17 protein-coding genes are annotated in these 21654 nt (G+C 70.4%); 7 read left to right on the forward strand and 10 right to left on the reverse strand.

Annotation, left to right across the window (positions count from 1 at the left end; genetic code table 11):
• Positions 1-58: 58 nt before the first annotated feature.
• The 6 genes from CNO20_RS13355 to purL form a co-directional block, all read right to left on the reverse strand.
• Positions 59-2317 carry a DUF7846 domain-containing protein gene (locus CNO20_RS13355; protein ID WP_101296613.1) on the reverse strand — a complete coding sequence of 753 codons (2259 nt, stop codon included), beginning with the start codon at positions 2315-2317 and terminating at the stop codon, positions 59-61.
• Positions 2317-3465, reverse strand: coding sequence for an ABC transporter ATP-binding protein (locus CNO20_RS13360; protein ID WP_101296614.1), 1149 nt, complete (start codon positions 3463-3465; stop codon positions 2317-2319). The genes CNO20_RS13355 and CNO20_RS13360 overlap by 1 nt, the downstream gene beginning before the upstream one ends.
• On the reverse strand, positions 3455-5068 hold the full coding sequence (locus CNO20_RS13365) for an ABC transporter permease (protein WP_101296615.1): 1614 nt from the start codon (positions 5066-5068) through the stop codon (positions 3455-3457). Before CNO20_RS13365 ends, CNO20_RS13360 begins: the two co-directional genes overlap by 11 nt.
• Positions 5069-5081: 13 nt before the next feature.
• Positions 5082-6251, reverse strand: coding sequence for an iron ABC transporter substrate-binding protein (locus CNO20_RS13370; protein WP_101296616.1), 1170 nt, complete (start codon positions 6249-6251; stop codon positions 5082-5084).
• Positions 6252-6333: 82 nt separating this feature from the next.
• Positions 6334-7494, reverse strand: coding sequence for an alpha-1 4-glucan-protein synthase (locus tag CNO20_RS13375; RefSeq protein WP_101296617.1), 1161 nt, complete (start codon positions 7492-7494; stop codon positions 6334-6336).
• Between the two features lie 98 nt (positions 7495-7592).
• A complete protein-coding gene (gene purL / locus CNO20_RS13380; RefSeq protein ID WP_101296618.1) occupies positions 7593-9764 on the reverse strand; it encodes a phosphoribosylformylglycinamidine synthase subunit PurL in 2172 nt (723 codons plus the stop codon).
• 123 nt (positions 9765-9887) lie between these two features.
• On the opposite strand from purL, the gene CNO20_RS13385 reads away from it, so the two are divergent.
• The 3 genes from CNO20_RS13385 to CNO20_RS13395 all read left to right on the forward strand — a co-directional run bounded on the left by CNO20_RS13385 (position 9888) and on the right by CNO20_RS13395 (position 11966).
• Positions 9888-10085, forward strand: a complete 198-nt coding sequence (locus CNO20_RS13385) for a hypothetical protein (protein WP_101296619.1) — start codon at positions 9888-9890, stop codon at positions 10083-10085.
• Positions 10086-10173: 88 nt separating this feature from the next.
• Positions 10174-10857, forward strand: a complete 684-nt coding sequence (locus tag CNO20_RS13390; protein WP_101296620.1) for a CehA/McbA family metallohydrolase — start codon at positions 10174-10176, stop codon at positions 10855-10857.
• A 2-nt stretch (positions 10858-10859) separates the two neighbouring features.
• Positions 10860-11966, forward strand: a complete 1107-nt coding sequence (locus CNO20_RS13395; protein ID WP_101296621.1) for an asparagine synthase C-terminal domain-containing protein — start codon at positions 10860-10862, stop codon at positions 11964-11966.
• A 370-nt stretch (positions 11967-12336) separates the two neighbouring features.
• On the opposite strand, the gene CNO20_RS13400 is transcribed toward CNO20_RS13395, so the two are convergent.
• Positions 12337-12807, reverse strand: coding sequence for an NUDIX hydrolase (locus tag CNO20_RS13400; RefSeq protein ID WP_101296622.1), 471 nt, complete (start codon positions 12805-12807; stop codon positions 12337-12339).
• Between the two features lie 155 nt (positions 12808-12962).
• Positions 12963-13979: a transcription initiation factor IIB gene (locus CNO20_RS13405; RefSeq protein WP_101296623.1), complete on the reverse strand. Its 1017-nt coding sequence runs from the start codon at positions 13977-13979 to the stop codon at positions 12963-12965.
• A 248-nt stretch (positions 13980-14227) separates the two neighbouring features.
• Here CNO20_RS13405 and gatC point away from each other — a divergent pair, with 248 nt between their 5' ends.
• From gatC to CNO20_RS13425, 4 genes are all read left to right on the forward strand, one after another.
• Complete coding sequence (gene gatC, locus CNO20_RS13410) at positions 14228-14506, forward strand: Asp-tRNA(Asn)/Glu-tRNA(Gln) amidotransferase subunit GatC (RefSeq protein ID WP_101296624.1); 279 nt, start codon at positions 14228-14230, stop codon at positions 14504-14506.
• Position 14507: 1 nt separating this feature from the next.
• Positions 14508-15839: an Asp-tRNA(Asn)/Glu-tRNA(Gln) amidotransferase subunit GatA gene (gene gatA, locus CNO20_RS13415; RefSeq protein WP_101296625.1), complete on the forward strand. Its 1332-nt coding sequence runs from the start codon at positions 14508-14510 to the stop codon at positions 15837-15839.
• A 163-nt stretch (positions 15840-16002) separates the two neighbouring features.
• Positions 16003-16704: a potassium channel family protein gene (locus tag CNO20_RS13420; protein WP_101296626.1), complete on the forward strand. Its 702-nt coding sequence runs from the start codon at positions 16003-16005 to the stop codon at positions 16702-16704.
• Position 16705: 1 nt separating this feature from the next.
• Positions 16706-18391 (forward strand): TrkH family potassium uptake protein, encoded by a 1686-nt coding sequence (locus CNO20_RS13425; protein WP_101296627.1) that lies wholly within the window; start codon positions 16706-16708, stop codon positions 18389-18391.
• A gap of 75 nt (positions 18392-18466) precedes the next feature.
• Here CNO20_RS13425 and CNO20_RS13430 read toward each other — a convergent pair whose 3' ends face one another.
• Both CNO20_RS13430 and trkA read right to left on the reverse strand, forming a co-directional pair.
• Positions 18467-19936, reverse strand: a complete 1470-nt coding sequence (locus CNO20_RS13430) for a TrkH family potassium uptake protein (protein WP_233204199.1) — start codon at positions 19934-19936, stop codon at positions 18467-18469.
• A gap of 266 nt (positions 19937-20202) precedes the next feature.
• Complete coding sequence (gene trkA, locus CNO20_RS13435) at positions 20203-21540, reverse strand: Trk system potassium transporter TrkA (protein WP_101296628.1); 1338 nt, start codon at positions 21538-21540, stop codon at positions 20203-20205.
• Between the last annotated feature and the right edge of the window lie 114 nt (positions 21541-21654).

The following is a 21654-nucleotide window of genomic DNA, read 5'->3' on the forward strand; positions in this document are numbered from 1 at the left end:
CCGACGGTTCGGGGGCGTTGGGATCCGCGCGCTCTCCGCCGGACTCTCGACGAATCCGTCACCCCGACGCCGATCCGCCGTCGGCCCGGGCGGAGGTCTCGACGGAGACGCCGTCGACGTAGTCGCCCCCGGGGCCGACGTACGTCCCCTCCGTGCCGCAGTCGGTCGTCAGCGCGCAGACGCGGGTTTCCGGCGGCCAGATCGCCCGGACGCGATCGTCGCGGACGTCGACGGTGAGCTCCTGCCGGTAGGTCACCGTCCCCCCGGCACCGTCGACGAACGTCACGGCGAGATCGATCTCGCTCGCGCCGTCCGGCACCGCGACCGGGGGCGAGGGCGGTTCGTCGTTCTCGGCCGGGCCGCCGTCGCCGGCGAGCCCGTCCCCCGCGGCGAACGCGCGGTTCGTGACCCGCGCGCCCCCCGGGCCGACCGTCCAGTCGACCGTCATCGCGTCGCCGACGTCGTCGACCCGGTAGCGCGCGTAGCCCGCCGCCGTCTCGATCCGGACCGAGGCGGTCCGCGATCCCGCGGGCGCGCCGACGGTCGTGGTCGCCTCGACGCGCTCGCCCCGGAGCACCGTCAGGCGCCGCAGTACCGGCTCGACCGGCTCGACCGCGCCCGTCCACTCGCCCCGGTAGGCGTACCGGTAGAGCGCGCGGTCCCCGACGGCGTCGACCGTCTTCACGTCGCGCTCCGGCCCGCGGTCCTGGGCGTATATCACCGGGCCGTCGAACCCGGGGTCGTTGCGGAGGTGCTGGAACGGGTGCGCGCTCCAGTTCCCGTACGGTGTCGGGACGAACACGAGCGCGCGGTCGAACTCGGTCCGCTCGACGGGCTCGTACGCCCTCGCGAAGTTCTCGGTTCGGAGGCGGTTTTCCGACGCCGGATCGTCCAGCGCCCGCTCCTCGGCGACGGCGACGACCGGCGCGGCGACGAGGAGCGCGACGAGCACCGCGGCCCGCGCGGCCGACGGGGAGAGGTGACGGCCCGCGGCGGCGCGCAGGCCCCGCACGAGCGTCACCGCCCCGGCGGCGGCGAACGCCGACAGCGGGACGACGAGGTCGAAGTGGTAAAACGGCCCGAGAAGGTCGAAAAGCCCGTTCAGGAGGCCGTTGTGCGTCCCCCAGAAGAAGAAGTTGCCGACGACGACGGAGACGAAGAGGCCCGCTAGCGCGAGCGCCACCTCGTCGCCCGTCATGCCGGTCGGCGACGGGCGCGGGAGGCCGCCGCGGAGATCGGAGAGCAGTCCGCCGACGCCGAGCGCCGCGAGGAGGGTGCCGATCGGGGCGGCGACGGTCCACTCCGAGAGCAGCACCTCGACGACGCTGACGGTCGTCGCGAGCGCCAGCCCGGCCGTGTAGTCCACCTCGTACCCGAGGATCTCCCGCCGTCCGAGCCCCAGCCCGTCGTTCGGGGCGAACGCCTCGTAGGGGAACAGGAAGGGATCGCCGGTCACGAGCGCGTTGTAGCCGAGCGTCACGCCGACGAACGCGAACCCCGGGCCGGCGATGGCCGCGTACCGGCGGAGCGCCGGGCGGAGGTCGCCGATTCGCCGCGCCGCCGCGAGCGTCGCCGCCGCGTGCGCCGCGAACGGGAGCGCGAACAGGAGCGCGGTGTAGGGTCGCGAGAAGAACGCGACGCCGATCGCCGTCCCGGCGAGCGCCGCGTCGCCGACGCGCCCCGTTCGGGCGGCCCGGACGTAGCAGACGGCGAACGCCAGGTTGAACAGCGTCGTCGGCGCGTACGCGAGAAACACCGACGACGTCATGAGAAACAGCGGCGACCCGGCGAGCGCGACGACGGCGACGACCCCCGTCCGGCGGTCGAACGCCGTCGCGGTTAGCGCGTACGCGAGGGCCGCGTTGCCCGCCGCGACGAGGCCGAGCGCGACCCTGTAGTCGCCGGCGAGCGCCCTCCCGAGCGCGAAGACGGCGGCCGCGACGGGCGTGTACTTGGGGTACAGCCGCAGCCCGCCGGAGGGGTCCGCGTCGGCGACGAAGAACCACGGCCGGACCGCGTCTCCGAGATCGCCGGGGGAGAGGAACAGCCGCCCGTCGAGCAGCATGGCGGCCTGGTTGAGGTAGACGGCCTCGTCGTCGTTGACCGAGTGATACGGGAAGAGATCGACGGCGAGGACGTACACGAGCGCGCCGGTCGCGAGCGCGGCCGCCGCGGCGAGGAGCCGCTCCCGGTTCCCGGCGCGGACCGCCTCGGCCGCGCGCCGGCGCGCGGCGAGCGCGACTCGGCGCGCCAGTTGACGCGCGGCCCGGCGCACGCGACGTGTCAACCGACGCGCGGCTCGACGCACGCGTCGCATCAGCCGTCGACGGTGCCGGCGCGTTCGGAGCCCCGGGGGAACCACGAGAGCTCGTGGTCGGCTTCGAGCCCCACTCGCACGCGCTCGTCGACGGCGATCCGGTCGTCGTGGTTGTGCATGCAGCCGATCCGCTCGCCCGTGTCGAGTTCGACCTCGTACAGGACGGTCGGCCCGAGGTAGCGCCGCGAGGCGACGGTTCCGTGGCCGGCCGCCTCCGTCGGGACCGCCCGTACGTCGTCGGGGCGGACGAGCACCTCGACCGCGGACCCCTCGTACTCGGGCGCGAGACCGTGGATTCGCTCGCGGTCGATCGCGCCGATGCCGGTGTCGACCGCGTCAGCGCCGACCGTCCCCGAGAGGAAGCTCGCGTGGCCGAGGAAGCCGGCGACGAAGCGCGACTCGGGGTGCTGGAACACCCGTTCCGGTCGGCCGATCTGTTCGATCCGCCCGTCGTTGACCACGGCGACGCGGTCGCTGATCGACATGGCCTCCTCCTGGTCGTGCGTGACGGAGACGGCCGTCACGCCCGCTCGCTTTATGATTCGGCGGACCTCCTCGCGCATCTCGACCCGGAGGTCGACGTCGAGGTTGGAGAAGGGCTCGTCGAGCAGCAGGATCTCCGGTTCGGGCGCGAGCGAGCGGGCGAGCGCCACGCGCTGCTGCTGGCCGCCCGAGAGTTCGCTCGGGTAGCGTTCGCCCCGCGTTTCGAGGTTCACGAGGTCGAGCAGTTCGTCGACGCGGCGCTCGCGGTCGGCGGCGTCCCGGCCCTTCAGCCCGAAGGCGACGTTCTCTCGGGCGGTCAGGTGGGGAAACAGCGCGAACTCCTGGAAGACGACGCCGATTCCCCGCTTCTCGGGCGGGACGAATGCCTCCGCGCCGGAGACGACCTCGCCGTCCAACCGGACCTCGCCGCCGTCGGGGCGTTCGAGCCCCGCGATCAGCCGGAGCGTCGTCGTCTTCCCGCACCCCGAGGGACCGAGGAGCGTCAGAATCTCTCCCCTCTGAACCGAGAGCGAGAGGTCGCTTATGACCGTTTCCGCGCCGTACCGCTTCGACACGCCGGCGAGTTCGAGCACCGTCTCGCTCTCGCGGGCGTCGCCGCCCGGCGCGTCCGCGGCGTCTTCCGTCCGTAGCGTGCTATTTGACATCGTATCCCTCCTGGGAGATGATGACGAGCATCGACAGCGCCGACACGCCGAGCAGGATGAGCGCCGGCACCGCCGCGTAGCCGAAGTACCCCTCGCCGTAGGCCGCCCAGATACGCGTGACGAGCGTGTCGAACCCCGTCGGCGCGAGGAGCAGCGTCGCGGGCAGCTCCTTCATCGTCGTCAGGAACACGAGCGCCGCGCCGCCGAGCAGCCCTGGCGCGACGAGCGGCAGCGTCACCGCCCGGAACGCGCCGGCGGGCGTGCGCCCGAGCGTCCGCGCGGCCTCGGGCAGCGCGGGGTTGACCCGGAGGAAGGACGCCCGCATCGACCCGACCGCCTGCGGGAGAAAGCGCACCACGTACGCGAACACCAGGAGGTACAGCGTCTGGTACAGCGGCGCGGCGTACGACGTGCCGAGGTAGACGAGCGCGAGGCCGATCACCACCCCCGGGACCGCGTAGCCGACGTAGGTCGCCCGCTCGAACGCCTGCGCGAGGCGCGAACGGGACCGCGCCGCCAGGTAGGCGACGGGGAGGCCGGCGGCGGTGGCCACGAGGGCCGCCGCCGCGGAGACGCCGACCGAGTTGAAGACGTGCGCGAGCTCGAACCCGAGCGTCGCGCCGCCGACGCCGCTCGTCCCCCGGAGGAGCCACGTCCCGAGGATGCCGAGCGGCACGGCGAGCGCCAGCGCCGGGACGATCGCACAGAAGAGCAGCGCCGGGGCGGTCCACCGGCCGAGCCGGACCACGTCGCCGTAGCGTCCGCCGGATTCGACGTACAGCGGCCCGTCCCCGCGGATGCGCGATTCGAGCGCGAGGATCGCCAGCGTGACGGCGACGAGCTGGAGCGACAGCAGCGCCGCGAGGTCGCGGCCGAAAGTGGTGAACTCGACGTAGATGACCCGCGTGAAGGCGTCGAAGCGCATGATCGCGGGCGTACCGAAGTCCGAGAGCGCGTACAGCGCGACGAGCAGCGAGCCTGCGGCGACCGCCGGCCGGATCTGCGGGACGGTCACGCGCCTGAACGCCTCCCACCGCGTGTGCCGCAGCGTCCGCGCGGCGTCGACCAGCCGGGTGTCGAGCGACTTGAGCGCGGCGCGGGTCGTGATGTACACGTACGGGTACGTGTACAGCGTGAGCACGAGGGTCGCGCCGCCGAAGCCGTAGATGCGCGGGAGCGATTCGACGCCGAGCGGCGCGAGCGCCCGCTGGAACGCCCCTCTCGGGCCGAACGCGGAGACGAAGGCGAACGCGCCGATGTAGCTCGGGACGACGAGCGGCAGCGACACCGCGACAGTCCAGAAGCGCCGGAGGGGGAGGTCGGTTCGGACGGTGAGGTACGCGAGCGGCACGCCGAGCAGTATCGACGCGCCCGTGACCGCCGCGACGAGCGCCGCGCTGTTCGCGAACACTTCGACCGTCGCGGGGCGGGTGAGAAGCGCGACCGCCTCGGCCGGCCCGACGGCGACGGCCGTCCGGACGAGCCACACGAGCGGGAGTAGCACGGCGGCGGCGACGGCGGCGCTCGCCACCGTGAGCGGGAACGCCGCCTCCCCGCCACCTCGGGCGTTTCGAGCGGTCGCCGTCTCTCGCTCGGGCGTCATCGTCCGGTCCCGCTCACAGCACGCCGACCTCCCGCATCAGCTCGATCGTCCCCTCGAAGTCCGACAGCTGGGTGAGGTCGAGCCCCTTCGGCGGGTTGAGTTCGTCGATGGTCGGGAGGTCTCCGATCGGCTCGACGCCGGGGATGAGCGGGTACTCGAACGTCTCGCGGGCGAAGTAGTCCTGCGCCTCGGCCGAGAGGAGGTGGCGGACGAAGTTCGACGCCAGCGTTCGGTTCTCCGCGGTCTTCAGCACGCAGGCGCCGGCGACGTTGAAGATCGCCCCCGCGTCGCCCTCCGTGAACGCCGTGTCGATCGGCGCCTCGCCGCCGCGGCCCGCCAGCACCCGCTGGATGTAGTAGTGGTTCGCGAACCCGGCGCCGATCTCGCCGTCTGCGACCGCCTGCGAGACGAGGAACTCGTCGCCGTACTCCCGGACGCCGAGGTCCATCATCCCGCGGAGCCACCGCTTCGTTTTCGCGTCGCCTTCGAGCACGCGCATCGCCGTGACGAACGACTGGAAGGAGCTGTACGTCGGCGCCCACCCGACGTTGTCCGCGAACTCGTTCGCGTCGGGGAACGCCATGATGTCGGTCGGGACGTCGGACTTCGAGAACTGCTTCGTGTTGTAGGGGATCGTCCGCGCCCGTCCCGACGTCCCGATCCACTGGCCGTCGGGGTCGCGGAACTCCTCGCGGACGAGTCCGAGCACGTTCTTCGGGAGACTCACCGTCCGTCCGTCGTTCTTCAGTTCCCCCATCGAACCCGCGTCGACGGTGAAGAACACGTCCGCGGGGCTGTTGTCGCCCTCCGTCTCGATCTGGTTGACGAGCTCCGCGGCGGAGTTGTACCGGACCTTGATCGTGAGATCGGCGTAGAGGTCCTGAATGAACGCGATCAGTTCGCCGACGAGCGCCTCGCCGCGGGCCGAGTAAACGGTGAGCTCGCCGCTCATGTTCGGCATGTCCGCCATCGACGTGCCGCCGGTGATCTCCCGGTCGCCGAACGGGGACCGGCCGGAACCGATCTGGCCGACCGCCTTCCGGCCGCCCGGCGCTTTCTGTTCGTCCTGCGTCTGTCCGAGAAGTCCGTTACAGCCGGCGAGCGCCGCGGCTCCGACGGTCGCACCCGCCCCGAGAAGCCGCCGTCGGGTGACCCTGCGACGCGAAGACTCGTCCGTCGTCATATAACCTTTTAGGCTTGCCTAAACAGTATATAGCTACCGATTCGGACGACCGACCGGCCGGACGGAATCGGCGGAGCGCGGTTCAGTCGTCGGCCGTCACGGGCGGCGTCCGCGCGGTCGCGAGGCGGTCGAGGCAGTCGAGCCAGTCCCGCATGTGTTCGCCGACGTAGTTGAAGAACGCGCCGTTGCCGTACGCCGACCAGTCGCCCTCGGCGAGGGCGTCGGCCATCGCGCCGAACGCCTCGGCGTACGAATCGGCCCCGTCCCCGACGCCGTCTACGACCTCCCAGAGGTGCTCGTTCAGTTCGAGCCCCGGCACCTCGTTGTTCAGGTCGTCGAAGGTGGACCGCGGGGCCTTGTTGTGCTCACAGAGCGGGTAGCCGTTCACGATGTCCTTGCCCAGGAGGTCCGCCGCGCGCTTGAGGAACACGCCGCTCCAGATGTCGTCGAACCGGCCGACGCTCCACTCGTTGTCGTCCATCGGAAGCTGGTAAAACGCGGGGATCACTTCGCGCTTGAAGGCCAGGTTCATCGAACAAACCGTGAGGTAGTGCCCCCGCTCGGCGACGAAGTTCCCGGCGTAGTCGTCCGCGGCGGTCCGCGTCCGCGCCTGCCCCCGAAGGTCGCCGTCCGTCAGGATGCGCACGGCGTCGAGATCCGGCACGTTCGTCCACAGCCCCTGGGAGGCGATGACGTCGTCGACGACCGTCGTCGCCGTCTCGACCGCCTCGTCCATCGCCGAGTACGGGTAGCCGCGGGGGTACAGCCCGTGTTCGTCCGCGTTCTGGTAGAGCACGTTGACCCACCGCTCGTCGGATCGAACCGACTCGATCGGCCCCTCGTGGGCGAGGTTCTCGAAGTGCGTCCCGAAGAAGTCGAAGTCCGGGTGCGGCAGCGTGTCGTCGTCGATGAAAAACCCGTAGTCGAACCGCTCGTCCGCCCACATGTAGAGGAGGCCGAAGCTCGTCTCGGCGTGGCTCGCCGCCGGGATCAGGTGGGCGTACTCTTCGACCCCGTGGTCGGCGAACCACTCCCGCCTGCGGGTCCCGTCGAACACGTCGCCCGAGACGCCCTCCTCGCGGAGCATCGCGCGCATCTCGTCCGCCTCGCAGAAGTCCTCCGTGACGAGCAGGACATGGAGCCGGTCGAGGTCGAACCCGTGCTCGCGGGCGTTCTCGAAGTACGCCCGCATGCAGTCGAATTCGCGGATCGTGGGGACGATTACGCACGTGTCTGCGGCCATCGGTTAGCACCGATTTTTTAGGAGCCCCTAAAAACGTGTCGCTCCGTCCGGGACGCCGGTCGTTCGCTCCGCCGAGGAGCCGCGGCGACGACGGGCGCCTACTCCAGTTCCCGGGAGATGACGCTCCGCAGGTCGGCGACGGCTTCGGCGTCGTACGAGAGCGTTTCCCCCGCCACGTCGATCGTCAGCGTCCCGGTCGCCGTCGCCTCCCCGAGCGCGACGACCGGCGCGATCCCGTCGAAGCGCTCGCGAACCGCGTCGGGATCTGTCGTCTCGATCACCGCCCGGCCCGGCGTCTCGTCGAACAGCGCGACGGCGTCCTCGGTCTCGACAGTCGCGCCGGCGGCCTCAGTCACCATCTCGGCCAGCGTCACCGCCAGGCCCCCGCGGCTCACGTCGTGGACCGCGAGCGTCGCGTCCTGGTTCGCCGCGTCCGCCAGCGCGGCGACGACCTCGCCCGGGTTCTCCGGCAACGTCGGGAACCGATCGCTGCCGCCCACCTGCGCGAGGTACTCGGAGCCGCCGAGCGCGCCGCCCGCACCGCCCACGAGGAGCAGCGTCCCCTCGCCCGACAGCGCCGCCGGCGGCGCGTCGTACCCCGCTTTCGTTCCGACCATCGCGAGCGTCGGCGTCGGCGGGATCGGACCGGACGCGGAGTCGTTGTACAGCGACACGTTCCCGCCGACGACGGGCGTCTCCAGGCTCCGGCACATGTCCGCCAGGCCGTCGACGATCGCCTCGAACGCGCCGTACACCTCCGGCTTCTCGGGGTTGCCGCCGTTGAGGCAGTCGACCGCGGCGAGGGGGGTCGCGCCCTTGGCCGCGAGGTTCGTCGCGTTCTCCAGCGCGACGGCCCGCGCGCCCTCGTACGGATCGGCGCTCGTCCAGTCGGGGTTCGAGCCCGAGGTGATGGCGAGTCCGATCCCACTTCCGCGACCCTCGCCGCCCGCCTCCCTGACTGCCATCACGGCCGCGTCGTCGCCCGGCGGGACGGCGGTCCGCAGGCCGACCTCGTGGTCGTACTGCCGGTAGACCCAGCGCTTGCTCGCGGCGTTCGGGCTGCCGACGACCGCCTCGAACGCCTCCGCGAGGTCGACGTCCGGCAGATCGCGGTCCGGCCGCCCCGGTTCGACGGCGTCGAGGTCGTTCGTCGGCGCGCCGTCGGCGAGGAACTCCGGGGGCACGTCGACGACCGTCTCGCCGTCGAAAGTGCAGACGTAGTTCCCCTCGGTCACCTCGCCGACGACCGAACAGCCGAGGTCGAAGCGCTCCGCGATCTCCGCGACGCGATCGACGTCCCCCGGCCGAACCTCGTAGCACATCCGCTCCTGGGACTCGGCGAGCAGGATCTCCACCGCGTTCATGTTCGGCTCGCGCTGGTGGACGCGATCCAGTTCGATCCGCGCTCCGAGGCCGCCTTTGGCCACCAGTTCGCTCGACGCGCCGCCGAGGCCCGCCGCCCCGAGGTCGCGCGCCGCGAGGATCAGCCCCTCGTCGAGCAGGGCCTCGTTGGCCTCGATGAGCAGCTTTTCGGCGTAGGGGTCGCCGACCTGCACGGCCGGGCGGTCCTCGGTTTCGGCGTCCTCGGCGAGGTCCTCGCTGGCGAAGCTCGCGCCGCCGAGGCCGTCGCGCCCGGTCGCGTTGCCGACGAGCACCAGTTTGTTTCCGGCCCCCTGCGCCTCGGCGGTGACGAGCCGATCCGCCGTGACGAGGCCGACGCAGGCGACGTTCACGAGCGGGTTGCCCGCGTAGCCCTCGTGGAAGTCGACGCTGCCGGCGACCGTGGGGACGCCGATGCAGTTGCCGTAGTGGCTGATCCCCTCGACCACGCCCTCGAAGAGGTAGCGGGAGTGCTCGCGGTCGAACGGTCCGAAGTACAGCGAGTCGGCGAGGGCGATCGGGTACGCGCCCATCGACAGCGTGTCGCGGACGATGCCGCCGACGCCCGTGGCGGCCCCGTCGAACGGGTCGACGTACGAGGGGTGGTTGTGGCTCTCGATGCCCAGGGTGACGTATGTCTCGTCGGACGCGCGCGCGCCGTCGCTCTCACGATCGCCGTCGATCGCCGGAAGCGCAACGACCGCCGCGTCGTCGCCCGGACCGACGACGACCTGCTCGCCGTCGGAGTCGAATGCGGACAGAAGCGGTCGGGACGATCGGTACGCGCAGTGTTCGCTCCAGAGGTTCTCGAACAGCGCGGTTTCGGCGGGCGTCGGCTCCCGCCCGAGTTCCGCGGCGACGAGATCGTGGTCCGCGTCGGGGAGGCTCATCCATTCTCTTGTTCAGATGGGCGGATCTAATGTCTTTCCATGTGCACGAACGTGTATTCGAGACGGGGAGCAATTCTTCCGTTCCGGTAATTCTATAGACGCCGGTCGTCTCACTCTCGATCGATGGACGAAGCACACATCTGGGGGATCATCGGCGTTCTGCTCGCCGTCGGCGGACTGGCAGTGATCGCGCCGGAGTTCATCGCGGAGCTACAGCACAGCGGCGTCGGGGAACCGATCGTCCTCTACGGCGTCGGCGTCGTCGTCGCCGTCGCTCTCACGGCGCTCATCATCCTCCCCAGCCTGGTGACGGGCGAATAGCGGCCGAAGCGAACGGCATCCACTCGAACGCGCCGGCGACTCGGAACGGATCGAGTGGCTTTTTTAGGATTCCGGACAACCACCAGCCGTGCTATCGGTCGAGCTGCACGCGCATTCGGCGCTGTCGTACGACGGACGGGATCCGGTCGAACTGCTCCTGGAGCAGGCGGCGGCCGTCGGCCTCGACGCCATCGCGATCACCGACCACGACGAGATCGACGCGAGCCTCGAAGCGGCGGACCTCGCGCCGGAGTACGGACTCGTCGGCGTGCCGGGCACGGAGATCACGAGCGCCGCCGGTCACGTCCTCGCGCTCGGCGTCGAGGAGCTGATCCCCGCGGGGCTGTCGTTCGACGAAACGCTCGACCGTATCCGGGGACAGGGGGGCATCGCGGTCGTCCCTCACCCCTTTCAGACGTCCCGCCACGGCGTCGCGCCGCACGTCTCGCGCGAGCAACTCGCGAGCGCCGACGCGATCGAGGTGTACAACTCGCGGCTCCTGACCGGGCGGGCGAATCGGCGGGCCGAACGGTTCGCCGCGGCCCGGGGGCTGCCGATGACCGCCGGCAGCGACGCCCACATCAGCGAAATGGTCGGTCAGGCGGTGACCGAGGTCGTCGCTGACGAGCGGTCACTCGACGCCGTCCTCGACGCGATAGCCGCCGGGCGCACGAGCGTCGTCGGCTCCCGAACGCCGTGGCACATCAGCTTCCGGCAGGCCGCCGGCGGGGCGAAGCGACGCCTCAGGCGCGGGTTCGCCGACTTTCTCTGACCGTGTCCCGCGACGCACGCACCCTCCGTGGTGCGTCCCCCGCTCTCGTCCGCGAGGCGATCGACGATCGGGATCCCCTCCCGGGGTCGGCGGGGTTCGCGGGCGAGGTGGACGGCCGGCTCGTCAGGGACGTGCTCGGTCGCCAACCCCTGTTCTCGGAGGCGGACGACCGATTCGCCTGGAGCTTCGATCCGGCGGATCTCGACGACCCCGTCCGCGTCCCCGCCGGAGTCGTCCGGGGTCGGTGCGGCGACGAGCGCGTCTGGACGCTCCTGAATCCGCCGGCCGCCTCGGCGGCCGACGCGCTCGACGCCGTTCGCGCCGCCGTTCGAACGAGCGTCCGAGAACTCGACCCGAACGGCCTCGCCGTCGCGTTCTCCGGCGGCGTCGACTCGGCGCTCGTCGCCGCGGGCGCCCCCGACGCGCCGTGTTACGTCGCCGGATTTCCCGACGCGCACGACGTGGCGGCCGCCAGGGCCGCCGCCGAGGCGATGGGACGCGACCTGCGGGTCGTCGAACTCGCCCACGCGGATCTCGAACGCGCGATCCCGGCGGTCGTCCGGGCGACGGGGCGGACGAACGCGATGGACGTGGGGATCGCTCTTCCCCTCTATCTCGTCGCGGAGCGGGCGGTCGCCGACGGTTTCGATCGGGTGGCCGTCGGCCAGGGGGCCGACGAGCTGTTCGGCGGCTACGCGAAGGTCGCGAACGCCCCGGACGATCACCGCGTCGAGGCGGAGACGGTCCGGGGCGCGACGCGGGAGGTGATCGCGACGCTCCCGAACCAACTGGAACGCGACGTGCTGGCGCTGCGCGCGGCGGGCGCGGAGCCGGTCGCGCCGCTCCTGCACGATCGAGTCGTCGAAGCGGCGCTCTCTCTTCCGGGACCGCTTCTCGTCTCGGAGGGAGAACGGAAGGTCGCGCTTCGGCGGGCGGGCGAGGGGTTGATTCCGGAGTCGGTCGCGACGGCGGACAAGAAGGCGGTCCAGTACGGGAGCCTCGTCTCGCGGGAACTGGACCGGTTGGCGCGGCGAGCGGGGTTCAAGCGCCGGATGGACGATCACGTCGGCCGGTACGTCCGCTCGCTGATCGAGACGGACGGCGTTTGAGGCGAGCGGGCGACGCGTGCGGGTGTTGGCGAACAGACGACGGGAGCTGGGCCGCGAAACGGTTCGTCGTGCTCTCGCGGGCCGTTTCGCGGCGACTCGTCAGCTCATGGCGATACTGGTCGCGCTTTCGTATATGAACTTCCGGCGCACCGCTGGTTTCGTCCCGTTTCACCTCCGAAGCGACGGGGGTCGACCGTGACCTGCGCGCAGTAGATTGGTCATCCGGATATCTATCTAGAAATATTTCGCGAAATATGGTCGTCGGTCGGTGGCAGGCCGTCGTTGCGCCACTTGCTCCGCGGCGTCCCGTTCGCGACCTCGGTCCGGAACGATCGACGGCCGTATCGGACGCGCTGCCGTCCGCGGCCGCCTACTCGCGTTGCGCGGCGACGCGGATCGCTTCGATCCCCAGTTCGGCAACGTCCGGATCGAGATCGGCGTCTCGGAGGTCTCCGGCGGTGTACCAGTCCCACGCCTCCGGGCCCTCCTCGCCGTCGTCCGGGGCGATCCGCCGGTCATCGACGGTCGCGTAGAAGATGTGGTCGACGTGCTGGTGGCCGACTTCGTCGCCGTAGACGTTGACGTCTTCGAGCAGCAGGTGCCGCGGCCGCGGGATCGTCCGCGCGGTCGGCGAACTGATCTCGGGCTGATCGACGAGCAGCGTCGGCTCCAGCCCAGTCTCCTCGCGGGCTTCGCGGAGCGCGGCCTCGTGCGGCAGTTCGTCGCGGTCGACGTGCCCGCCCGGCGGCAGGCGGATGCCGAGGCGCCGGTGTTCGTGGAGGGCCGTCGCACTGTCGTGTACGATGTACGCGGTCGCCGTGAAGTGGCGCGTCGTCTCCATGCCCGGCTGGTTACGGCGCCGCGGCTTCGACGTTCCGACTTCCGACCGGGTCGGTCGCGTCGCTTCGACGTCGGGTGGAAAAAACTCGTCGCAAACGCGAGGCGAGAGCGCCCACGAAGGGCGAAAGACGGAGCGAGAGCGGCGGTGAACGGGCGCTACGGAAGCTGCACCCGCTCTTCCGCTTCGAGCAGTTCGTGGTACCGGTTGCGGATGGTGACCTCGCTGATGTTGGCGACGTCGGAGACCTCGCTCTGGGTCACCTTCTCGTTGGTGAGCAGCGACGCCGCGTACACCGCGGCCGCCGCCAGTCCCACCGGGCTCTTCCCGCTGTGGATTCCCGCCTCCTTCGCCGTCTTCAGCAGCTGCCGCGCCCGCCGCTCGGCCTCGTCCGAGAGATCGAGCGACGAGGCGAACCGCGGGACGTACTGCTCGGGGTCCGCCGGCTGGATCTCCAGGCCGAGTTCACGGACGATGTAGCGGTACGTCCGGGCGATCTCGTCCTTCTCGACGCGGGAGACGCTGGTGATCTCGTCGAGGCTACGGGGAGCGCCCGCCTGCCGGGCCGCCGCGTACAGCGACGCGGTGGCGACGCCCTCGATCGACCGACCCGGGAGGAGGTCCTCGCTCAGCGCGCGGCGGTAGATCACCGAGGCGGTCTCGCGGACGTTGTCGGGGAGGCCGAGCGCGGAGGCCATGCGGTCGATCTCGCCGAGCGCCTGCTTGAGGTTGCGCTCCTTGGAGTCGCGCGTGCGGAACCGCTCGTTCCACGTGCGCAGTCGCTGCATCTTCTGGCGCTGCCGCGAGTTGAGCGCCTTGCCGTAGGCGTCTCTGTCCTGCCAGCCGATGTTGGTCGACAGCCCCTTGTCGTGCATCATGTTCGTCGTGGGCGCGCCGACCCGGGACTTTTCGTCCTTCTCGGCGGCGTCGAACGCGCGCCACTCGGGACCGCGGTCGACCGAATCCTCCTCGACGACGAGTCCGCAGTCCTGGCAGATCGTCTCGCCGTGCTCCGTGTCCGTCGCGAGTGCCCCGCCGCACTCCGGACAGCGGAGTTCGCGCTCCTCCGATTCGGTCTCTTCTGCGCCTGACTCGGCCTTCTCCTCCGCGCGACCCTCTTTTCGCGTGTGCGTGCGTTCGCTCTCGCTCGTGTAACTTCGGACGCTCTCTGTCATTTTTTTGGTGGGGGGAGAGAAGGGTCTCTAACGGGCCTATGCGAATCTGAATACCGGCCCCACGGACTTAAGTCTGGTGCCCGTTCGAACGGCTCTCTCGGCCGAAAACGGGGATTTCCTCCGGCAGCGCTCGCCGGTCTTCGGCGCGAGAACTCCGGGGCGGTGACGGCGTCGGGGGGTCGGGCGACAAGCGAGTCGCCCGACGTCGCACCGAAACCCTTACTCCCGGCCCGGAGTACGCTCGAAGTATGAGTGATTCGCCCGTAGACGCCGATGAGGTGCGGCACGTCGCCGAACTCGCGCGGATCGACCTCGACAGGGAGGAAGTCGAGGCGTTCGCGTCGCAGTTCGCCGACATCCTCGCGTACTTCGACGCGCTGGACGAGGTGCCCGAGGTCGAACAGGAGGCGGACCTCGTGAACGTCATGCGCCCCGACGAGGTCCGCGAGTGCCTCTCTCAGGAAGAGGCGCTCGCGAACGCGCCGGAGACGGAGGACGGGTACTTCAAGGGGCCGCGGGTGTCCTGACATGGCGGAGCTGAACGCGTTCATCACCGAAGAGACGGTCGAGAGCGACGCCGACGGTCCGCTCTCGGGGAAGACGATCGCCGTGAAGGACAACATCAGCACCGAGGGGCTGCGGACGACCTGCGGATCGGCGATGCTCGAGGAGTACGTGCCGCCGTACGACGCGACCGTCGTGACGCGGCTCAAGGAGTCCGGCGCGACCATCGTCGGCAAGACCAACATGGACGAGTTCGGGATGGGCGGCACCACCGAGACGTCCGCCTACGGCCCCACGAAGAACCCGGTCGACCACTCGCGCGTCCCCGGCGGTTCGTCCGGCGGGAGCGCCGCGGCCGTCGCGGCCGGCGACGCGGATCTCGCGCTCGGCACCGACACCGGCGGCTCGGTTCGCAACCCCGCCGCCTTCTGCGGGGTCGTCGGTATCAAACCCACCTACGGCCTCGTCTCGCGGTACGGCCTGGTCGCCTACGCGAACAGCCTCGAACAGATCGGCCCGCTCGCCCCGACCGTGCGGGAGGCCGCCGAACTGCTCGACGTCATCGCCGGTCCCGACGACAGCGACTCGACGACGCGCGAGGAGGGGGCCGACTCGAACTACGCGGCCGCGGCCGACGGCGACGTGGACGGGCTGACGGTCGGCGTGGTCACGGATCTCGTCGAGGGGGCGGACGACCGCGTCGTCGAGGTGTTCGAGGACGCCGTGGCCGACCTCGAATCGGAGGGCGCGACCGTCCGCGAGGTGAGCCTCGACTCGCTCGAACACGCGGTGCAGGCGTACTACGTCATCGCGATGTCGGAGGCGTCGTCGAACCTCGCGCGGTACGACGGCGTCCGGTACGGCGTCTCCGCGAGCAGCGCGAGCGGTGGCTCGGAGGACGGGCGGAGCGAGTCCTCCGGCGTCTCCGGCGGCTTCGAGGGCAACTGGAACGACTCGTTCGCGCGGTCGCGCGAGGCGGGGTTCGGCCCCGAGGTCAAGCGGCGCGTCCTGCTCGGCACCTACGCGCTCTCGGCGGGGTACCACGAGAAGTACTACAAGAAGGCCCAGGACGCCCGCGCGTGGATCAAGCGGGACTTCGACGAGGCGCTCTCGGAGGCCGACGTGCTCGCCTCGCCAACGATGCCCGTCCTCCCGCCGAAGCTCGGCGAGAGCCTCTCGGACCCGCTGCAGCTGTACCTCATCGACGCGAACACCGTCCCCGTGAACCTCGCGAACCTCCCCGCGATCTCCGTCCCGGCGGGCGAGGCTGACGGCCTCCCTGTCGGCCTCCAGCTCGTCGGGTCCAAGTTCGGCGAGGCGGAGATCGTCCGGGCGGCGAGCGCCGCGGAATCGTAGTCTCGACGCCGCGCTCGGGCTCCGCGTTCGGGGTTCGCGCCCGGATCCCGCGCTCGGACGCGCCGTTCGAATTCCGCGCTCGGACCCGCGCCTCGTGAACGATACGCGCGCCCAGGGCACGGATTGAAAACGTTTTGACCCCGCCGGTCACACCTCCGGTGAGATGTACATCGTCATCGTCGGCGCCGGCAACATCGGCGAGCCTCTCATCGAGATCGCCACCGCCGGCGGCAACGAGGTCGTCGTCATCGAACGCGACGAGCGGAAGGCCGAACGGGCGGCCGCGGAGTACGACTGCCTCGTCCTCAACGACGACGCGACGGTGAGGGACACGCTCATCGACGCCGGGGCCGACCGCGCCGACGCCCTCATCTCGACGACGGACCAGGACGCCACGAACATCATGGTCTGTCTGCTCGGCAGCGAACTCGAGATCCCCCACATCGTGTCCGTCGTCCACAACCCCGACCACATGGACCTGTTCCGCCGGATCGGGGTGAACACGATGGAGAACCCCCAGCGGCTCATCGCCGAGTACCTCTACCGGGCGGTCAAGCGCCCCTCCATCGTCGACTACATGCGCATCGGCGAGAAGGCCGAGGTGTTCGAGATCCGCGTCGGCGACGACGCGCCCGTCGTCGGCATGACGATCCAGGAGGCGGCGCACGAGGGGCTCTTTCGGGACAGGATCCTCATCGTCGCGGTCGAGCGCGCGGGCGAGACCGAACCGATCATGCCGCGCGGCGACACCGAGATCCGCGCCGGCGACCTGCTCACCGTCTACTCCGAGGAGGGCGCGACGCCGGCCGTGACCGACATCTTCGGTCACTTCGAGGACCACAGCCAGGCACAGGAACCGCGCTGAGATGTCTCGCCACGTCTCGCGTCGCCGCGGTCGGCGCAGCACCGTCGCGGGGGTCCCGGCGGACCTGGCGACGATCGCGCGCGACGTCGGGTCCCTGCTCGCCATGCAGGCGGCGCTCATGACCGTCACGGTCGGCGTCGCCGCGGTCTTCGGCGAATGGTACGCGGCGCTCGCGTTCCTCGTCGCGGGCGGCCTGACGGCCGGGGTCGGGCTCGGCGCGCGGCGGCTGTTCGCCGAAGCTCCCAATCCGCGGGCCAAACACGGCATGATCATCGCCGCCGCCGGGTGGCTGTCGACGGCCGCCTTCGGGGCGCTGCCGTTCCTGTTCGCGGCGCACTTCGTGCCCACCGAGGCGATGCAGTCGTACGTCCCCGCGGGGGCGGACTACGCGCAGTCGAGCCTGATCTACTTCCGGAACCCGCTCCACGCCCTGTTCGAGAGCATGAGCGGGTGGACCGGCAGCGGCCTCACCATGGCGGTCCACGAGCCGTCGCTCCCGCGGTCGATCCAGTGGTGGCGCTCTCTCATCCAGTGGGTGGGCGGCGTCGGCGTGATCGTCCTCACGGTGTCGATACTCGCGCGCCCGGGGAGCGGGAGCTACGCGCTCTACCGGGGCGAGGCCCGCGAGGAGAAGATCCACCCGAGCGTCATCTCCACGGTTCGCACCGTCTGGAAGATCTTCGTGCTCTACACGGTTATCTCGGTGGTGGCGCTCTTCGCGGCGATCCGCGCGAGCGACTACGGGTCGCAGCTCCCGCTCCGGGAGGCGGGGTGGCAGGCGCTCAACCACGCGATGACCGGGCTCGCGACCGGCGGGTTCAGCGTCACCGACAACTCCATCGCGACGTACAACTCGCCGCTCGTCGAGGGCGTCCTCCTGCCGATCATGACCCTCGGGGCGATCGCGTTCCCCATCCACTACGTCGTTCTCGAGGACAGGAACCTCCGGCTGCTCGCGTCCGACCTCCAGACGCGGTGGCTGTTCATCCTGTTCGCGGTGGGCTCGTTCCTCCTCGCGACGCAGAACGTCGTCGCGCTTCCCGCGACCGAGGCGGCGTTCACCGGCGGGGCCGACTGGCTCGGACTCCCCTCGCTCGGGCTGGTGACCGTCGCGCAGGCCGACGCGCTGCGCGACTCCGTCTTTCAGTTCGTCAGCGCGCTCACCTGCACCGGCTTTCAGTCCTCGCCCATCGGGGAGTGGAGCGCGGGCGGGAAGCTCATCGTCTCCGGCGCGATGGTGCTCGGCGGCGCGGCCGGGAGCACCGTCGGCGGGATCAAGATCATCCGCGGGTACACGATCGGGCGGGGGATCGCGTGGCAGTTCTCGCGCGTGTTCCTCCCGCCGAGCGCCGTCGTCGCGGCGAAGATCGACGGGCGCGTCCTCAACCGCGAGGAGATGGAACGGGAGTTCAGCGAGGCCGCGATCGTGAGCCTCCTGTGGCTGCTCGTCCTCGTCGCGAGCAGCGTCGTCCTCGTCAACCTCGCCGGCCCGGAGTTCGGCTACGCCGACGCCGTGTTCGAGGTGGCGAGCGCCCAGGGCAACGTCGGTCTGTCGACCGGCATCACGGGGCCGACGATGAACCCGCTCGCCGAGGGGATGTTCGTCCTGAACATGTGGATCGGGCGCCTGGAGATCATTCCCGTGCTCGTGTTCCTCCGATCGGCGCTGTACGGCCTCGAACCGTGATGCACCGGCTCTCTCCCGCTCTCTCCGGGTCGAAGGCGGTCGCACTCTCGCTCCCGTCCGTCGGCCGCGGGGTGCTTATCGCCGCCAGTACTCCGGCGTGAGGAGGATCAGCACGGGGATGATCTCCAGCCGTCCGACCCACATCAGGGCGATCATGAACGCCTTCCCGAGATTCGAAAAGCCGAGGTAGCTCCCCATGGGCCCGACCGACCCGAACCCGGGCCCCACGTTGCCGAGCGTCGCGGCCACGGCGCTCATCGACTCCAGCATGGTGAGCCGCTGTCCGACCCGGTCAGCGTCGACGAGCAGGACGGCCGTCGCGACGAAGAATATCACGAAGTACAGGAGCGTGAAAGCGTAGATGCCGCGGATCGCGCGCTCGTCCAGCGCGCGCCCGCCGAGCCGGACCGGCCGGACGGCCGCGGGGTGGGCGGTCGTGTACAGCTCGCGCCTGACGGACTTGACGATGACGTACCACCGGACGACCTTGATCGCGCCGCCGGTCGAGCCGGCCGAGCCGCCGATGAACATCGCAAAGAGCAGGAGGTACTGGGGTGCCGGCCCCCAGGCGTTGAAATCCAGGCTCGCGTACCCCGTCGTCGTCATGATGGAGACGATCTGGAACGCCGCGTGGCGGACCGCCGGTTCGAGGTTCGCGACGATCGCCCCGCGGGCGTCGGAGAGGTACTGGGCATCGTACGTCCCGCCCGCCGGCACCTCCGCGACGAAGCCGACGCCCGTGAAAAGCAGCGCGCTCACGACGGCCGTGAGCGCCGCGAGGACGCCGAGGTAAAAGCGGAACTCCGAGTCGTCGGTCAGGCGCTCGGGATTGCCGGTGACCGCGCGCCAGATGAGCGCGAAGTTCGTGCCCGCGACGATCATGAAGGGGATGATGATCCACTGGGCGGCCGCCGAGAGGGCTTCGATGCTCCGCGCCTCGGGGGAGAATCCGCCGGTCGGCATCGTCGTGAGGGCGTGCGCGACCGCGTTGTACAGGTAGAGGTTCTGATCGACGCCGGCCAGGTACAACCCGTACAGCAGCGCGATTTCGAGCGCGGTGAACCCCAGGTAGGCGACCCAGAGCGCCCGCGCCGTCTCGGCGATGCGCGGCGTGAGTTTTTCGATTCCGGGGCCGGGAGCCTCCGCGTCCATCAGCTGTGCGCCCCCGACGGACAGCTCGGGGAGGATTGCGACAGCGAGGACGACGATTCCCATCCCGCCGAGCCACTGGGTGAGCTGTCGCCACATCATGACGCTGTACCCGTGTTTGTCGACGCTGATCTCGCCGAGCACCGTCGCCCCCGTCGTCGTGAAACCGCTCATGCTCTCGAACAGGGCGTTGAACGGGTTCCCGAGCGTCGACGTGGGCGCGACCGGCTCCATGAGTAGCGGCACGCCGTGGGCCGCGACGAGGTACGGGATCGCGCCGACGACCGCCACGGCCAGCCACGTCAGCCCGACCATCAGGAACCCCTCCCGTGGACCGAGGTCGGGTTCCGGGCGGAGCCGTTCGAGCGCGACGCCGGAGGCGAGCGTGAGAAGCATCGTGACCGCGAACGGGACGACCGGCTCCCCGTAGACGAGAGCGACGACCACCGGGAGGAAGAGCGGCACGACCAGGTACTTCAGGACCGTCCCGACGAGGCTGAGGCTGTCGCGGTAATCGACGCGAAGCTTCGGAAACCCGAGGCTGATCGGCGACTCGACGCCCGACCTCACGGTTCGACACGCTCCTGGCGGTACACATCCGGGTGTCTTCCGTCGCCGGCTTTAAGCTACTGAATCGGAACGTCCGGCCGGCCGTCCGGTGCTCAGAGTCTCTCGGCGACCTCGTCGACGACGGACGCGTCGGCGAACACGACGACGTGGTCCCCGACCCGAACGACCGTGTCGCCGCGAGGCGTGATGAGCTCCCGATCGCGGGTGATCGCCCCGATGACGACGCCGGCCGGGAGCGTTCCCACGGATTCCTGAATCGGGCGGTCGACGAGGGCGCTGTCGCGGTCGACTTCGATCTCCAGCACCTCCGCCTTGTCCGTCTCGATGAGCGCGACGTTCTCCGCGCCCCCGGCGTGGGTGAAGCGGGTGATCTCCTCGGCGACGACCTCCCGGGGGCTGATGCCGACGTTGACGCCGACGGCCTCGAACAACTCGACGTAGGCGGTGGTGTCGATGACGGCCACCGTGCGCTCGACGCCGAGCCGCTGGGCGAGAAGCGAGACGAGGAGGTTCTTCTCGTCGGAGTCGAGCGCGGCGACGAGCATGTCCGCCTCGCCGACGTGCTCGCGCTCCAGGAAGGCGATGTCGGTGGCGTCGCTCTCCATGACGATCGTCCCGGGGAGGTCTTCGGCGAGTTCGCGGGCCCGGTCGTGATCCTGTTCGATGAGCCGCGGGTGGAAGTCCCGCTCTTCGAGGAGCCTGGCGACGTGGTAGCCGATCTCGCTGCCGCCGACGACGACCACCTCCTCGGCGGTCCCGGGCGACTCGTCGGGGGCGACGCTGCGCGCGAACTCCTGAACGCTCGTCGGGCTCCCGATGACGACGACGCGGTCGCCCGGCTGGATGACCGTCTCGCCGCGCGGGATCTCGACGCTCCCGTTCCGCAGGACGGCCGCGAAGGTGAGCGAGTCGAACCGGTCGGCCTCGCGGACCGTCTGATCCGCCACGGGGCTCTCCGCCGAGATCTCGAACTCCGCCATCTGGACCTTCCCGCCGGCGAACGGGTCCACGTCGCGCGCGGCGGGGAGACCGACCACCCGGACGATGGCCTCCGCGGTCAGGAGGTTCGTACAGACCATGAAGTCGATGCCGAACGCCTTCTCGGAGCGCTCCCAGGTCCGGAGGTACTCGGTGTTCTTGATGCGGGCGATGGTGAACGCGTCGCTGATCGCCTTGGCGGTCGAGCAGGCGACGATGTTCGTCTCGTCGTCGTCCGTGCTCGCGATGACCATGTCCGCGCGTTCGATGCCGGCGTTTTCGAGCGTCGAGACGGACGTTCCGTCGCCTTCGACGGCCAGCACGTCGAGCGAGTAGGTCAGATCCTCGACGCGGTTCGCGTCGCGTTCGACGACGACCACCTCGTGGTCCTCGTCAAGATCGCCAGCGATGCTCTCGCCGACCTGCCCCGCGCCGATGATGATCACGCGCATTGGACGACGCACCATCCGTGCATACCCCGCCGTACTAGCGGCGACTGTATCACTATTTCCCTTCGACGGTCGAGGAGCGGGAACGGCCGCCGAGAGCGACGGTGTGGCGAGATG

Origin of the sequence: Halegenticoccus soli (genome assembly GCF_002844195.1) — an archaeon.
Taxonomy (GTDB): Archaea; Halobacteriota; Halobacteria; order Halobacteriales; family Haloferacaceae; genus Halegenticoccus; species Halegenticoccus soli.